This window comes from Streptomyces sp. NPDC001980 (assembly GCF_040296885.1).
GTDB lineage: Bacteria > Actinomycetota > Actinomycetes > Streptomycetales > Streptomycetaceae > Streptomyces.
In genome coordinates this window covers 145,102-159,023 of the sequence record NZ_JBEOYD010000025.1, presented here as the reverse complement: position 1 = coordinate 159,023, position 13,922 = coordinate 145,102, and the positions used below count along the sequence as shown (strand labels likewise).

At 66.0% G+C, this 13,922-nt stretch carries 13 protein-coding genes and 2 pseudogenes; 9 read left to right on the top strand and 6 right to left on the bottom strand.

Features of this window, described 5'->3' with window-relative positions; translation table 11 throughout:
- Together ABT137_RS32435 and ABT137_RS32430 are read right to left on the bottom strand one after the other, a co-directional pair.
- On the bottom strand, window positions 1–392 hold a 392-nt coding region (locus ABT137_RS32435), incomplete at its 3' end, for an FAD-dependent oxidoreductase (RefSeq protein WP_351714667.1).
- A pseudogene (locus ABT137_RS32430) lies at window positions 389–598 on the bottom strand (ferredoxin); the annotation flags it as partial. The pseudogene ABT137_RS32430 and the gene ABT137_RS32435, both read right to left, overlap by 4 nt.
- Window positions 599–928: 330 nt before the next feature.
- Between ABT137_RS32430 and ABT137_RS32425 the strand changes: the two are divergent.
- On the top strand, window positions 929–1,486 hold the full coding sequence (locus tag ABT137_RS32425; protein ID WP_351714666.1) for a GNAT family N-acetyltransferase: 558 nt from the start codon (window positions 929–931) through the stop codon (window positions 1,484–1,486).
- Window positions 1,487–1,590: 104 nt separating this feature from the next.
- Here the strand turns inward: ABT137_RS32425 and ABT137_RS32420 are convergent, their stop codons facing one another.
- On the bottom strand, window positions 1,591–2,616 hold the full coding sequence (locus ABT137_RS32420) for a cytochrome P450 (RefSeq protein WP_351714665.1): 1,026 nt from the start codon (window positions 2,614–2,616) through the stop codon (window positions 1,591–1,593).
- A 689-nt stretch (window positions 2,617–3,305) separates the two neighbouring features.
- On the opposite strand from ABT137_RS32420, the gene ABT137_RS32415 reads away from it, so the two are divergent.
- The 5 genes and pseudogenes from ABT137_RS32415 (at window position 3,306) to ABT137_RS32395 (ending at window position 8,310) form a co-directional block, all read left to right on the top strand.
- A complete protein-coding gene (locus ABT137_RS32415) occupies window positions 3,306–3,836 on the top strand; it encodes a carbonic anhydrase (protein WP_351714664.1) in 531 nt (176 codons plus the stop codon).
- Between the two features lie 120 nt (window positions 3,837–3,956).
- On the top strand, window positions 3,957–5,027 hold the full coding sequence (locus ABT137_RS32410) for an MBL fold metallo-hydrolase (RefSeq protein ID WP_351714663.1): 1,071 nt from the start codon (window positions 3,957–3,959) through the stop codon (window positions 5,025–5,027).
- Window positions 5,028–5,522: 495 nt separating this feature from the next.
- Window positions 5,523–6,767, top strand: a complete 1,245-nt coding sequence (locus ABT137_RS32405) for a replication initiator (RefSeq protein WP_351714673.1) — start codon at window positions 5,523–5,525, stop codon at window positions 6,765–6,767.
- The gene (locus ABT137_RS32400; RefSeq protein ID WP_351714672.1) at window positions 6,767–6,940 is read left to right on the top strand and encodes a helix-turn-helix transcriptional regulator; all 174 of its coding nucleotides are present in this window, start codon (window positions 6,767–6,769) and stop codon (window positions 6,938–6,940) included. The genes ABT137_RS32405 and ABT137_RS32400 overlap by 1 nt, the downstream gene beginning before the upstream one ends.
- Window positions 6,937–8,310: pseudogene (locus ABT137_RS32395) on the top strand (tyrosine-type recombinase/integrase). Before ABT137_RS32400 ends, ABT137_RS32395 begins: the two are co-directional and overlap by 4 nt.
- A 119-nt stretch (window positions 8,311–8,429) precedes the next feature.
- Here ABT137_RS32395 and ABT137_RS32390 read toward each other — a convergent pair.
- The 3 genes from ABT137_RS32390 to ABT137_RS32380 all read right to left on the bottom strand — a co-directional run bounded on the left by ABT137_RS32390 (window position 8,430) and on the right by ABT137_RS32380 (window position 10,029).
- Entirely contained in the window at window positions 8,430–8,696 is a 267-nt protein-coding gene (locus ABT137_RS32390; RefSeq protein ID WP_351714662.1) for a hypothetical protein, read from the bottom strand.
- A gap of 604 nt (window positions 8,697–9,300) precedes the next feature.
- Complete coding sequence (locus ABT137_RS32385) at window positions 9,301–9,837, bottom strand: hypothetical protein (RefSeq protein ID WP_351714661.1); 537 nt, start codon at window positions 9,835–9,837, stop codon at window positions 9,301–9,303.
- Between the two features lie 3 nt (window positions 9,838–9,840).
- Complete coding sequence (locus tag ABT137_RS32380; RefSeq protein WP_351714660.1) at window positions 9,841–10,029, bottom strand: hypothetical protein; 189 nt, start codon at window positions 10,027–10,029, stop codon at window positions 9,841–9,843.
- Window positions 10,030–10,476: 447 nt separating this feature from the next.
- Here ABT137_RS32380 and ABT137_RS32375 point away from each other — a divergent pair, with 447 nt between their 5' ends.
- From ABT137_RS32375 to ABT137_RS32365, 3 genes are all read left to right on the top strand, one after another.
- On the top strand, window positions 10,477–11,490 hold the full coding sequence (locus tag ABT137_RS32375; protein ID WP_351714659.1) for a hypothetical protein: 1,014 nt from the start codon (window positions 10,477–10,479) through the stop codon (window positions 11,488–11,490).
- Between the two features lie 314 nt (window positions 11,491–11,804).
- On the top strand, window positions 11,805–12,566 hold the full coding sequence (locus ABT137_RS32370) for a tyrosine-type recombinase/integrase (protein ID WP_351714658.1): 762 nt from the start codon (window positions 11,805–11,807) through the stop codon (window positions 12,564–12,566).
- Window positions 12,567–13,426: 860 nt separating this feature from the next.
- Complete coding sequence (locus ABT137_RS32365) at window positions 13,427–13,663, top strand: hypothetical protein (protein WP_351714657.1); 237 nt, start codon at window positions 13,427–13,429, stop codon at window positions 13,661–13,663.
- The last annotated feature ends 259 nt before the right edge of the window (window positions 13,664–13,922 follow it).

Below are 13,922 nucleotides of genomic sequence, written 5' to 3'. Positions count from 1 at the left end.
AGCGCCGCCTCGGACTCGACGAACCAGGGCCGGGCCCGTACCCCGGTGGCGATCAGCACCCGGTCGAAGGGGACCTCACGTCCGTCGGCGAGACGTACGTGGTCGGTCGCCAGGTCAAGACCGCTCGCGGGCACGCCCAGCAGCCACTCCGCGTCGATGCCGCGCCGGCGCGGCAGGGTCGTGCCGTCGGCGGGCACCCATCCGGTCAGGACCTGCTTGGACAAGGGAGGCCGGTCGTAGGGCTCGCCCAACTCGTCACCGATCATCGTCAGCGATCCGGTGAAACCCTCGTCGCGCAGGGACTCCGCGGCCCGCAGCCCCGCCAGTGACGCCCCGACGACCACGATGCGGCCGTCGCGCTTGAACGCACGCAGGTTGTCGACACCGGTCATGACGGCGACGCACCCGCCGGTGCGTGCCGCGCATCCAGCCGCCCTTCCAGCCGGCCGACCAGAATCGCCTGGACCGGGCAGGCCGCCGCGGCACGCAGCACCCGGTCGCGCCGGGCATCGTCGAGATCGGGGCCGGGGTCGTACATCAGCGCTTCCTCACCGTGCATCCGGAACGCGTCCGGAGCCAGGAACGCGCACTGCGCATACCTCGCACTGCCCGCCCCTGCGAAGTGAGAGGGGGCGCACTGCGCTCGTCGGGCCGCCGTGGAAAGAATTGATCATCGCGGCCAAGGCGATTGGCGCCTGACCGGGGACGCACTCTTGATTGCGGCTGCATTTTGGATACGTAAGCCGCGCTCTTTTGGATTGCCGTTTCGAAGGAAACCGTGTGGCACGGTGCGCCGGAACACCGTCAGAGAATCAGCGTAACAGCGGCACCGATACCGGCGAGTCCAGTGTTGATCAGAGCATGGCGGCAACACCTGCCTCGGTGTGCCTCTCAGCCTCGCGCGCACAGCAGCGTGATCAAATAGGGCATGGCATCGTCCTGGACCGGTCATCGGGTCCGCCTACGCGCTGTGGAGCCCGAAGACTGGACAGCGTTCATGCGCTTCGCCGACGCTGACGGGCGGCGAGAGAGCCGGCTGGATCTGCCACGCAGTGCCGAGAGCTACCGTGCCTGGGCGAAGGAGCAGGCCGTGGCCGAGTGCGACGACGACCGCTTCCGGTTGGCGGTCGAAGCGACGGCCACGGGGGAGCTGGTCGGCACGGTCGGCTCGCATCGCACCGGCCCTCGTTCAGGCTGGTTCGAGTGTGATGTCACGATCGGTGCCGAGCACCGGCGCGAGGGTTACGCGGCAGAAGCCCTAGTACTGCTGATGCGCTTCATGTTCGCCGAGCGGCGCTACCACAAATGCCTGGCAGCGATCTTCGCCCACAACGAGGCGTCGCTGGCACTTTTCCGCCGGCTCGGTTTCACCGAGGAGGGGCGCTTGCGGAAACATGTTTTCTTCGCCGGCCGGCACCACGACCTCGTCATGATGGGCATGCTCGCCAACGAGTTCGACCAGCGACACACGATGAGTGAGGCATGAGCTGGTCGTCCAGGCGGGTACGGAACGGAACTTCGTAGCTGTTAGCTGTTAGCTGTTCGTTTTTCGCTGGTGGAGGTGGCCTGCCGCCGAAAGCCGGACTGCCCTCAGTCGCGCAAGGTGGCGCGCAGGCGCAGGCCGACAGTTGCGAGACCTTCGAGGGTAGTGACCTGGTAGCCGGGTTCCGGTCCGGGCGGCTCGCTCAGCTGGTAGCAGCGGGCGGTCTGCGCAGTCAGGAGCGTCAGCATCGCCATGGCCAGGGCGGCTCCCTCGCAGCCATGCGGCCCGGTACCGAAAGCGAGGAAGGTGCCGGGTTTCGTCGGCGAGCCCGAATCATCGAGCCAGCGCTCGGGCCGGAACTGGTCCGGTTCGTAATATTCCCGCGCGTCGCGATGGGCGGTGTAGGGGCAGACGAGAACGGTGGACCCGGCGTCGATGGTGTAGTCGGCGAGCTGAGTCTGCCGCGGGGCGTGCCGGGTCAGAAGCCAGCTCGGGGGGTACAGCCGGAGCACCTCACTCACCAGCGCCTGGGTGTATCGCAGGCTGCCGAGGTGGGTGCTGGTCGTCGCGGCCGGGTCCGTGGGCAGCGAGGCGGCTTCGGCCGCGACGCGGGCCGCTGCCCGGGGGTGCCGGGCCAGGTGGAGCAGGATCCACGCGGCTGCCCGGGAAGGGGTCTCGAAGGTGGCGACGGTGATTCCGGGGAGAGTGTCGAGGATGGCCTCCTCCGGCAGCAGGCCGTAGTGGGGGGAGGGCCGGAGCATCTGTCCCAGCATGTCCTCACCGAGCTGGCCCGATGAACGACGCCGGCGGACGATGGGCCGCAAAGCGTCCGTGAAGGCGACTTGCTGCCGTGTGCGGAACCGCCGTGCCGGTGTGGGGATCCAGCGCGGCCATACCCAACGCGAGGGGCGTACGAGCACCTCCCGGGCCAGGAAGAGCTGTGCGGCACAGGGCAGCAGGGTGGGCGCGTCTTCGGAGAAGAGGTAGCTCACGCCGATCTCTGCCAGTGCGTGCCGGACCGGGGGCAGAATCTCGACGTCCTGGCCCGTGGGCCACTGGTCGGCGAATCGAGCGGTCCGGGGCGCGATCTCACCGATCCGGGCTGCAACCGCCTGCGCACGTAGTCCGCGCATGCGCGCGGCGTGCGCGTACGCACGCTCCTCGGGCGTCGGTGCTCCGCTCGACCGCTTCAACGGCGGGAACAGAGGCGCGGGTGCCTTGGGGAAGTCCTGGGCGCGGCGCAGTACCGCCTCACACGGCCCGGCCGCAGCGGCTACGTAGACACCAGGTTCCAGCTGCCAGACGTCCCCACACTCTTCAGCGCCACGGCGCGCCAACGCCAGCCGGTCGCGGCTCCACGCAGCGAAGCCGCCATCGGGCAACGGCGGTGGCTCATTCCTTCGGCCCATGAGATCGCCCCTGGCTCTCGTACCTGTCCAGGCCGATGTCGTCGGCAGGGTGACTGGGAACTGGCGGGCGCCCATGGGCGCCCGCCAGCAGTGCGGTCAGTCCTAGTCGTCGCCGGCGTACGCGTTCCATTCGTGGGCCCCGTACGCACCGTAGTGGCGGGTGAAGGACAGCTTGCCGAGCAACTTGGCGATCATAATGCGCTCCTCTCGCCTGTCTTCAGCGACCGAACCACACATAACATATTGCCACAGAAGGTACATTTGGTCATCTTTCGTGCGTCTTCCCTGGTGCTCACCGTTCGACCTGATCGAGTGGCACGCGAGGCAGCGGCGGGTCAGGATTGGCGGCAACTGGAGGTCGCCGTCGGCGTCACCGGGGTCAAGGCTCAGAGCAAAAAGGGGTTACCGTCACAGTGATCGACACGGACGAGCTGGCCAAGCGGAACGCCGAGTTCGCCGACGGCGGATCATTCGGCAACCTCAAGCTCCTGCCCAGTGGCGGTCTGACGGTCATCGGATGCGTCGACCCTCGTGTCGACCCGTCCGACGTGCTCGGGCTCGAGCTCGGTGAGGCAGCGGTGATCCGCAACGTCGGAGGGCGGGTCACGCCCGCGACACTCCGGACGCTGGAGATGCTCTCGAAGGTCGTCCAGGCCCGCACCGGCGGGCCTCGTCCGGGCGCCGTCCACTATGTGGTCCTGCACCACAGCGACTGCGGGATCACGGATCTGGCCGCGTTCCCCGAGCTGTTGGCCGATTACTTCGACGTTCCGGCCGGCGACCTGGACGCCAAGGCGGTCACCGAACCGGCCGCCGCCGTCCGCGTCGACGTCGGAATCCTCAAGCAGAAGCTTCCGGCCGGAGCCTTCGTCTCAGGGCTCGTGTACGACGTGGCCACCGGGCTCATCGACATCGTCGTCGCGCCCGCGCGAGTGGAAACATGACACCGTTCGCTGCCTGCGGCCGGGGCGGCCGGGCCGGCCGACGCGACCGCCGTGGCCCTGCGGTCCGTACCGGGATCCGCTTCCCGTGTCGGCCTTACCGGCGGGGAGGAGCTTTCTGGCATGTGCGACGATCACGGGCACTCGGCGGCCGAAGCGGCGTGGTCAGCGCCTCGCGTCGCGGAGGGACCGGCTGTCGACCCGGTGATGCTGCCCGACGTCGACGAGGTCAGGGTCACGACGATGGTCGACAACACCTTCGACGCCCTGCTGGCCTCCGCCGAAGGAGTCACCCGGGCGCCGATGGGCGCCGGGCGGACGGCCGCGCGGCAGTTCGACGGCGGCGAGGCCCTCGCGGGACTGCGTGCCGAGCACGGCTTCTCCGCCCTGGTCACCGTCCGGAGCGGGAGCGCGAGCAGCACGCTGCTGTTCGATACCGGCGCGTCGCCGGACGCGCTGGCAGTGAACGCCGAGCGTCTTGGCATCGATGTCGGCGGCTTGCAGGGCGTCGTACTCAGCCACGGACACTTCGACCACGCGGGCGGCTTCGACGGCCTGGCCCGGCTGCGTGGGCGCTCCGGCCTGCCGCTGACCGTCCACCCCGCGGTCTGGACCCGCCGCCGCCTGGCACTGCCCGCCGGCCAGAGCCTGGAGATGCCCACGCTGTCACGGGGCGCCCTGGAACGCGAAGGGTTCGAGGTGATCGAGCGGCGGCAGCCCTCGCTGCTGGCCGGCGGCATCCTGATCACCGGCGAGGTGGACCGCGTCACCGAGTTCGAGCGCGGCATGCCGCAGGCACACCAAGCCTGGGACGGAAACGGCTGGCGACACGACCCCGCCGTCATCGACGACCAGGCACTCGTCATCAACGTGCGCGGCCGGGGACTGGTCGTCATCACCGGGTGCGGCCACGCCGGAGTGGTCAACATCATCCGCCACGCCATGAGACTGACCGGCGTCACCAAACTGCTGGCCCTCATCGGCGGCTTCCACCTGAGCGGCCCCGCCTTCGAGCCGGTCATCGGCCCGACCGTGGCCGCGCTCACCGAACTGGCACCCGACCTCCTCGTCCCCGGCCACTGCACCGGCTGGCGAGCCCAACACGCCCTCGCCGCGGCCCTCCCGGACGCATGGGTGCAGACCAGCGTCGGAACCACCTACACACTCAGCGCCACCGACGCGGGTGATGCCTGACCCCGGCCCAGCAGTCCCGGCTCGACCGGTGCAGCAGGAAGTACAGCGTCGGCGGGACACGAACGCGCTTCACGGGGCAGCGGAATCCGGCCGACTGAGCTGCCGCGGGTGTCCAACCCCCGGTCGGCCCGCGCTACCGGCTCACGCCTCGCCCAGCGCCACCCGGCACGCCTCGTATCGAACCCAAGCGTCTTCGAACATCTCGATGGCGGCTGGGATGGCGGCGCCGCACTCTCCGAGACGGGCCCGACGACCCGCCCGCCCCTTCTGCGAGAGCCAGTCGGGATCACCGGCGACATCACGGGCGAGGTCGCCAATGCCACTCAAGCTCTCCGACTTGCACATGTTCACATCCTTCCGCCCATCCCCCGCCGTCGTCAGGGGTGTTCTACGCGTGCGGAGCGCATGAGTGTGTCGAAGGCGTGTCGCATGTATCGCAGACGGTGCGTGGACAGCGAGATGCAATGAGAAAGAGCGGGAGTCAGTCAGACCGACCTGGACGGCCAGCGCACCGAGTACGACATCGACACCGCGACCGGCGAGATCGGCCGCATCCTCCAGCACCTCGACTCGACCGACCTGCCCGCCGGCCAACTCCTCGTCCGCTGCAACAACCGCCGCACGACCCGCTGCGCGGCCTGCGCCGAGGTCTACCGCCGCGACACCTTCCAACTGATCACGACTGGGCTCCGGGGCGGCAAGGGCACTCCGGACCAGGTCGCCGCTCACCCCCGCGTCTTCGCCACCTTCACCGCTCCCGGCTTCGGGCCGGTCCACAACCGCCGTTCCGACAGCCGTGCGTGCCGCTGCGGCACTCACCACGACCCAGACGATGACGCTCTTGGCACTCCGCTGGCCCTGGACACCTACGACTACGAAGCGGCCGTGCTCTGGAACGCCCACGCGGGCGCCCTCTGGCGGCGCTTCTCGATCTACCTCCGCCGGGAGGTCGCCAGGCGCGCAGGCCTCTCACAGCGCCGCCTACGCGACCACGCCCGCGTCTCCTTCGCCAAGGTCGCCGAATACCAGAAGCGCGGTGCAGTTCACTTCCACGCCGTCATCCGCCTCGACGGCCCTGAGGGTGGTCACACCCCACCCCCGCCCTGGGCCACCGCCGAACTCCTCACCGACGCCATCCACATGGCCACCGCCAAGGTTCAGGTCGACGGCCCGACCCTCGACGGACACACCCACACCTTCGCCTTCGGCCGCCAACTCGACGTCCGCACCATCCGCTCCGCCGACTTCGACACCGGCACGGAACTGACCGAACGGGCCGGCGCCGCCTACATCGCCAAGTACGCCAACAAGGGCGCCGAGACCGCCACGGGAGCTCTCGACCGCCCGCTCAAGTTCGCCGCCGAACTCGCCCAGCTCGACATCAGCGACCACGCCCGCCAACTCATCCGAACCGCCTGGACCCTCGGCGCCCGCAAGGACCTCGAACACCTCCGCCTCCGTGCCTGGGCCCACATGCTCGGCTTCCGCGGCCACTTCTCCACCAAATCCCGCCGCTACTCCACCACCCTCGGCGCACTCCGTGACGCCCGCGCCGAGTGGCGCCGGGCCCAAGCCGCGGCCGCACAGCCCAAGGGCGGACCCGAGACGACGTACGTCCTCGCCCACTGGGTCTTCGCCGGCACCGGCCTCTCGGCTGTCGAAGCCTGGCTGTCCGCGTCCCTCGAACCCGCACCCGGCACGGAAGGAGAACCGACGTGGACTCCCGTTGCGACGAGCTGATGAGCGTTCGCCAAGTCCTGGATGAGCTGGGTGGGGTCTCTCGACGGACGTTCTACCGCTGGCGTGAGTTGGGGTATGGGCCAGCCGCATTCAAGCTGCCCAACGGGGAGCTCCGTGTGTGGTGGCGGAGTGACTTCCACACGTGGCTGAGGCAGCTGGAGGCCGCCGCGTGAAGTCTCTCGACGTCAAGGTCTGGGCCGTACGAAAGCGTGATACGAAAACGCCCTCATACGGCGTCCGGTGGTCTGTTGCTGGCAACGTCTTCTCCGACTCCTTCCGTACGAAGGCACTCGCCGATCACTATCGCGCGAAGCTCATGCGGGCGATGCGCGACGGCGAAGAATTCGATGAGGCGTCCGGGCTGCCGGGGCCATGGAACAGAAGAAGTCGGCCGTTTCCTGGTACGACTTCGCTCTCAGGTACCTCGTCATGAAGTGGCCACATGCCGCCCCCAATACGCGCTACGGCATCAATGAATCGCTCACCAGCGTGACCGTGGAGCTCCTCGACGAGAGGGCTGGACGGCCGTCCGACCAGGTCATCCGCAAAGCACTCCGGAACTGGGCCTTCGTCCTGCCGGGGCCCGACGACCGAGGCGTCCCGGACGATGTGCGGAACGTCCTTCACTGGGTATCGAAGGCATCGCGACCGCTCGCCGATCTCGCTGAACCGGCCACGGCCCGTGCGGTGCTGGACTCACTGAAACTCAAGCTCGACGGCCCGGCCGCGGCAGCTGAAACCGTCCGGCGTAAGCGGCGGACTCTCGTCAACGCTGCCAACTATGCGGTCGACCTGGGGGAGCTGCGTGAGAACCCGATCACAGCTGTCCCGCTGGCAGAAGCCGAAGGTTTCCAACCAGGTTGACCCACGCGTTGTCGTGAACCCCGAGCAGGCTCGGAATCTCCTGGCGGCCGTCTCCTACGTGGGCGGTTACCGGCGGGCCCGTGGCCGGCGCCTGGTGGGTCTCTTCGCCGCCATGTACTTCGGCGGTCTCCGGCCGGCTGAAGCGGTTGGCCTCGTCGAGACGGACCTGAGCCTCCCCGAACAGGGCTGGGGATCGGCGCTGCTCCACCGAACTCGTCCGTCAGTCGGCAAGCAGTGGACCGACTCGGGGGAGACCCACGACGACCGCGGACTGAAGAACCGACCGACGGAGGACGTCAGACGGGTGCCCATTCCCCCTCACCTCGTCGCCGTCATCCGTGAGCATCTCGCCACCTTCGGCACTGCCGACGACGGGCGGTTGTTCTTCAGCGAGAAGGGCGCGGTCGTCCCCTCCTCGACGTACTACCGCGTTTGGCAGGAAGCCCGGCTCCTGGCGCTGCCGCCGGCGGTTGCGGCTTCACCCCTCGCAAATCGGCCGTACGACCTCCGCCACTCGGCGCTGTCGACGTGGCTCAATGCCGGTGTCGACGCGACCGAGGTGGCCGAGCGCGCTGGCAACAGCGTTGAGGTCCTGCTGACCCGCTACGCGAAGTGCCTCGATGGACGGCAGGACGTAGCCAACCGGCGCATCGAGGACCTGCTTCGCGAGTACGAGTGAGATCCATTGCTCGTGCCTGAGGCCCCTGGGATCCTCCGGGGGCCTTTTCGTCGGTCAGGCGGTGACTGTTTCCACTCGTCCTCAGAGCCTGGCGCGAGATGGCATAGTCAGGCTGGCTACTAGGCGTGCTCTGACGGTTGGGCAGTTGACTCACTTGCCTCGCCTGCACGCTTGAAGGTCATCACCCAGCGCTCCTTGGGGCGCGACGGATCCTCGTGGATCTCGGCCAGTTTCCATCCCTCGGACTCGATCACCGCGGTGTACCGGTCCTGGATCTGCTGACTGGAACTGGCCAGTCTGTGAACGTAGGTGGTTTCGCCCTGCTCCCGAGCCGCGATAGCGCCCTGAGTCATGCGCTTACGCCCCCACTTTTGCAAGATCCCCATGACTGCCCCCTCCCTGCTTGGTCAGGCCCCACGGCCTAATCACGGGCACGATAGCGGGACGTCGCCTCCGCTCCTGACCGGGGTGCGGGCGTTGAATTGCGCCGACACCGAGGCGCCCACACCTAACGAGAACAGCGCCCATGCCGGACAATGCCGCCTGAGCGGCCAATCGTATGAGTTCGGGCGTAAGGCTCCCAGAGTCGATGTGGTGGACTGACCGACTGGGAGCCGGCGTTCCCCGGGGCTTACCTGCGACGATGCTCCAAGATCCCGTCCAGGCCTCGTCCACGGACCCCGACATACGGCCGCTTCGGACCGCATACGCCTGCACATGCAAGAAGACCCCGGCCTCAGCGTTTCCGCTGGTGACGGGGTCTTTGGGCACCTCATAAGGGGTGCCCCCGGCAGGATTCGAACCTGCGCACACGGCTCCGGAGGGCAGGCGTTAGGAGTACGCAGATGGGCCTGTGAACTGCGAGAACGTCTATAGTGCTCCTCCCGCACACGTACCTCACTCGCTGCTCACTCGGAGATTCCGCGGTCGGTCAGCGTCACTGCGGCTCAACAGTTGCGTTGGGCGCCCTGGCTAGGGTGCTGGGTTGTGTCACCGGCGACCGTGGGGCATCTCGTCGATGGCGCTTCGGATAGCCAACGTCGCACGTTCGATTTGCCCGACAACCCCACCCAGGGCCGTGGCGCCGTCTCCAAGGTTCCCGAGATTGTCAGCTGCTGCTGCAGGGACGTTGACGTTTTCTTCGAAGCTTCCCAGCCGACGAGCGGCGCTGCTGAAGAGCTCGATGGAGTCCTGGCTGAGGCCAAAGCCGTGCACGCGAGGATCAGCGAGTTCGTCGAGCAAGGTGTTCAGGAGCTGGGCTAGTTCAGGAGCGGTTTTCGAGAATTTGGTCAGTGCTGGACGAACCTCGTCGAGAAACTGGCCCTGGGCCTCTGCGAGCATCTGACCGAGGCGTGCCTCAGTCAGTCCGCTCAGACCTTGCAAGGCCTCCAGGCTTTGGCCCTCCCGAGCTGCTTTCCAGGACGCTAGAACGGCCACGGGGTACTCATCGCTGGCGGAGCCGTCGATGGTCGTGTGGTGAGGGACGCACAGTAGAATCAGATTCTCGAAGCTGTTACGCCGTTCCACGGGTCATGATTCGTCGAAGCGCTTCCCGCCACGGTTGATGGCGCGAATATGCGCGATCTCTGCATTTAGGCGCGGTACACAGTTGACCATGATGATCACCGGATTCGTACAACCAGGCCAGTAGCAATAGCCTCGGCACAGCGCCATGAGGCCGGCGATCGCTGCGTTGTCGTACGTCCTGCGGTTCGCCATGCGCTCCCCCAAGCTCTGTCTCATCCCGCTGTGCCGGCAGTGTAAATCGCCGCTGCTCCGCATGAGCGGGCGTTGGTCCAACTGCTCAGGTCCGTCCGCGGAGTGCACAGCAGAATCTGGATCCGCTTACACGGCTCCGGAGCGATTGTGCCGATCGCACAGTCCAGCCCCCATGACCTGCGGCGGAGTGGATCCGGTGGCGGCAGCGAGGCCAACTGTGTCGGAGGCGTGTCGGACGTGCCCTGGCCTCTCGGATTTCCCGGTGCTTGCACTTCGCCTCTTCAGGGCACCGGACATGGCGCGGAAGATACTTCCGTGGGTCCTGGTGCCGCACTTGTACGTCGCCGAACGCTCTCTTGGCTGCCTATAGCTAGCCTGCTCAGACCGGGTGCTGCACGCTGAACTTGAGGCAACTACAGGGCTGGAGTCATGCGACGCGGGAGGGACATGCTTCGTTTTGACCGACGGTTCCGGCGCACAGGTCCACCCCCGTCGAGCGCCGAACGAGTGTCGGTTAGGGCTGCGGTCGCCAGCGCCGTCATCGCGGCCATCTCTGCCATATCGGCGGTCGTCCGTGTCAACGTATCGAAGGGTCTCACCAATGCACAGCGGGACATGCTTCGTCATTCCGAGGCGTCCCCGCGGGCAGGTGCCTCCCCGTCGAGCACTGAACATGTGTCGGCCAGGGCTGCGGTAGCCAGCGCCGTCATCGCAGCCATTTCTGCCATCGCTGCCACAATATCGGCGTTCTACGGCGTCAGCGCATCGAAGAATCTCGCCGCTACCCAGCAGGAAGATGCCGCCCGAACCGCAATATCCCAATACGTAGTACAGATGAGCCAACTCGACCGCACCGGTGGATCCGCTAGCCGCAATGAGATCGTCACGCTAGCGAGCCAAATAGACAGCCTTGTCAATGAGTACGGTCAGAAAAAGCTCAACGTGAGTGCTTCCGCGTATCGACTGATAGGTCTTTTCCTAACACTATCCACCACAGACCTTGAACTTGCAGAAAGGATGGCTCAGAGAGCATTAAGACTGGCCACCCGACTAGTCCCCGACGGAGTCGGCGGGCTACGCATGGAGGACCCGCTGGAGGCGCTGCAAGCGTATCGGGTACTCGCCGATGTCGCCGCGCAGAACCTGGACTTCCCAAAGATGGGAGAGGAGTATCAGGCAGCACTCGATATTTCAAATAAGGAGGGAAAGAGAAATCGATACATCAGGATAGAAGCCCATCACTTTACACGCGTTTATTGGGCTTTGGGCGCGATGATGCTCGTTGACGATCTAGGGAAACCGACTGCGAAGCAATGCGACGAGGTGCGGCATCTGACGGATGAGGCGCGCGAGGACTTCTTGGCGTTGGGCAAGCAGCCGGAGATTGCGCGACGGGCAAACCGAATTAAGAGTGATAAGTGCTCGACATGGCTTGATCTCAAGACCCTGAAGCAGTATTGAACCCTCACCGCAGGAATCGAGCGGAACTCAACACGTGAGAACCCGGTTGCTCGCGGGAAGGTCGCGGCGCCCTTCAGCGTTCGGTTTGCGAATGGCCTCTGACCAGCAGATTCCTTGATCGCGGAAGGTGTGCGGTGGTCTCCTGTATCGCAGATAGTGCGCATCAGGCAGGAAGTGGGTCCTTGGCGGGGCTACGGCGCGCACCTTCCCGAAGACGTCACAGGTGTCGCTCCCTGGACGCAAGCAGATCGGAAGTCGCCTCCGGCTCCTACGCCCATTGAGAGGTCGGCTTCGCCGACGGCTGCAACACCGCCATGGAGTATGCGATCGAGTGCGGGTACCTGGACATGAATCCGCTCGCGGGGGTCAAGCGCACGGGTTCCACCCGCGGTGACGTCGTAGACCCCCGTGTTCTGGTGAACCCCGTGCAGGGAGCCCAGCTGCTCACGGCGGTCTCGTACGTCGGGTCGGTGCACCGCAACCGCGGGCGTCGGCTGGTCGCCTTCTTCGCCTGTCAGCTCTATGCGGCGATGCGCCCGGCCGAAGCGGTCGGCCTCCGGGAAAGGGACTGCTACCTGCCCGAAACGGGATGGGGCACGCTCACCCTCAAAGAGACCCGGCCCGTTTCCGGTATGAAGTGGACGGATTCAGGGAAGCGGCATGATAGACGCGGACTCAAGTCCCGTGAGTCCAAGTCCGACCGTCCGGTTCCCATCCCACCGCCGTTGGTTGTAATGCTGCGCGAGCACATCAGGGAGTTCGGGACTGCGAAGGACGGCCGGGTCTTTCACAACGAGCGCGGCGAGGTGCTTGGGACTTCGAGCTACTGGCGGGTGTGGCAGGAGGCTCGCCCCATCGCTTTCCCTCCGGACAAGGTGGATTCGCCGCTTGCGCACCGGCCCTACGACCTGCGACACACGTGTATCACGAATTGGTTGAACGCAGGCGTCCCCGTTGCCGAAGTAGCCCGCCGCGCTGGCAACTCGCCGGAAGTCATCCACCGCCGATATGAGGGTTGCATTGATGGTCGTGAGGAGGTGAACAACAAGAAGATCGAGGCCGCGATGGGCTGGTAGTAAAGCCGGTCAGCGCCATGCCGACGTGCGGCCAGCCCAATAGAATCTCCGGCTGGTCGCGGTCCGAGCGTGCTCCTGCGACCGGTCGGCTCGCCCCGTACGTCGCTGTTTCCCTCGGCGGATGACGTGCGAGGCCACTTGCTATGCCTTCTGCCTCCTCGCCGTCGGTCTGCCGCTCGGCCGGGACCGGCGCCCCAGCGCCGCAGCCCGGACGAAGCGGCAGACCGAAACGCTTGGCGGCTGTCTGGGGCGCTCGTAGCTGATCTGTATGAGAGGACATCAGCTTGGGGGCCTCGGTACTGGATTGCCTTGCTGACCTGTGACGGAGCGGCCATGGGGCCTGGTTGACCGGCGCCGTGTTGTCCGTAATTCCCCGGGGTGTCACGCATGACCTGGCACGTCCCCAGGCCATCTTGGCTTACGCGTCGGGAGGGCGGAAGGTGACCTGGCGGCGGGCAGCCGCGTCGAGCTCGCCGAGAGACGAATCCGCGATGCGAAGTACCGGCGCGGCGTAGCTGGAGGTGCCCGACGTCGTTGAGTGGGTGACAAGCGTGCTTCTTCACCTGTTGACTCTGTATCGCTACCCTCATCTGATGAATTGGTTTTCGCTGGCGAGCGCTCTGGTAGGTGCTGGAATCGGAATGGCATCAACTTTAATAGTGGACGCCATGAGATGGAGGCGGGAGAAGGATGCTAGGAAGGAGTCCACAAGGAGAGACGTATATGCGGCCTATTTGGTAGCGCTCGCAAAATGGCGTAATGGCCTCCGGGAAGTCGCTTACAATTCATCCCTCGCATCTGAACGGCGATGGGAAATGGCGCGTCGGGCATTACCCGAAAGTCAGGCCTACGAAAGGAGGATGGAGATGTTCATCACCGCTCCTCCTGATGTCGTGCGCCATTCGGAGGCGGCATATAAATCACTGCGGAACATGAAAGATCCCATCGCGAACGGTCTTCTTCAGACTACGTCGGAATATCGTGACCTTGTTAGTGCATTTGAAATGAAACTCCAGGGTCTCAGGTCAGCCATGCGCGCTGACCTTGGAGTGACAGGCCCAGAAGCGGGCGTTGGATTTCCCGGCATCATTCCCTGACGCAACTCTATCGCCCGGCAGAAGAAACACTTTGACGGCCCAGGGACGACCCAGAATCGATCGGTATGAGGGCTCGTGTCGGTCGGTCGTTGCCAGGCACCCTCGACGCAGTCCATCTGGGCGTAAGCCGACGACAGTCAGCCATGACGGCGACCTGCTGACCGACCAGGCGAGCATATGCCTCGCTCCACCCCATTGGCCTCAGCCATACTGCCAATCCCGTCGACTAGAGCAAGCCTCGCCGGCCGGGCCGTAAGGA

Coding starts and splice junctions, on each gene's coding strand:
- ABT137_RS32425 (WP_351714666.1), top strand. CDS start 929: ATGGCATCGTCCTGGACCGGTCATCGGGTCCGCCTACGCGCTGTGGAG.
- ABT137_RS32420 (WP_351714665.1), bottom strand. CDS start 2,616: ATGCGCGGACTACGTGCGCAGGCGGTTGCAGCCCGGATCGGTGAGATC.
- ABT137_RS32410 (WP_351714663.1), top strand. CDS start 3,957: ATGTGCGACGATCACGGGCACTCGGCGGCCGAAGCGGCGTGGTCAGCG.
- ABT137_RS32400 (WP_351714672.1), top strand. CDS start 6,767: ATGAGCGTTCGCCAAGTCCTGGATGAGCTGGGTGGGGTCTCTCGACGG.
- ABT137_RS32390 (WP_351714662.1), bottom strand. CDS start 8,696: ATGGGGATCTTGCAAAAGTGGGGGCGTAAGCGCATGACTCAGGGCGCT.
- ABT137_RS32380 (WP_351714660.1), bottom strand. CDS start 10,029: ATGGCGAACCGCAGGACGTACGACAACGCAGCGATCGCCGGCCTCATG.
- ABT137_RS32375 (WP_351714659.1), top strand. CDS start 10,477: ATGCTTCGTTTTGACCGACGGTTCCGGCGCACAGGTCCACCCCCGTCG.
- ABT137_RS32370 (WP_351714658.1), top strand. CDS start 11,805: ATGGAGTATGCGATCGAGTGCGGGTACCTGGACATGAATCCGCTCGCG.
- ABT137_RS32365 (WP_351714657.1), top strand. CDS start 13,427: ATGGAGATGTTCATCACCGCTCCTCCTGATGTCGTGCGCCATTCGGAG.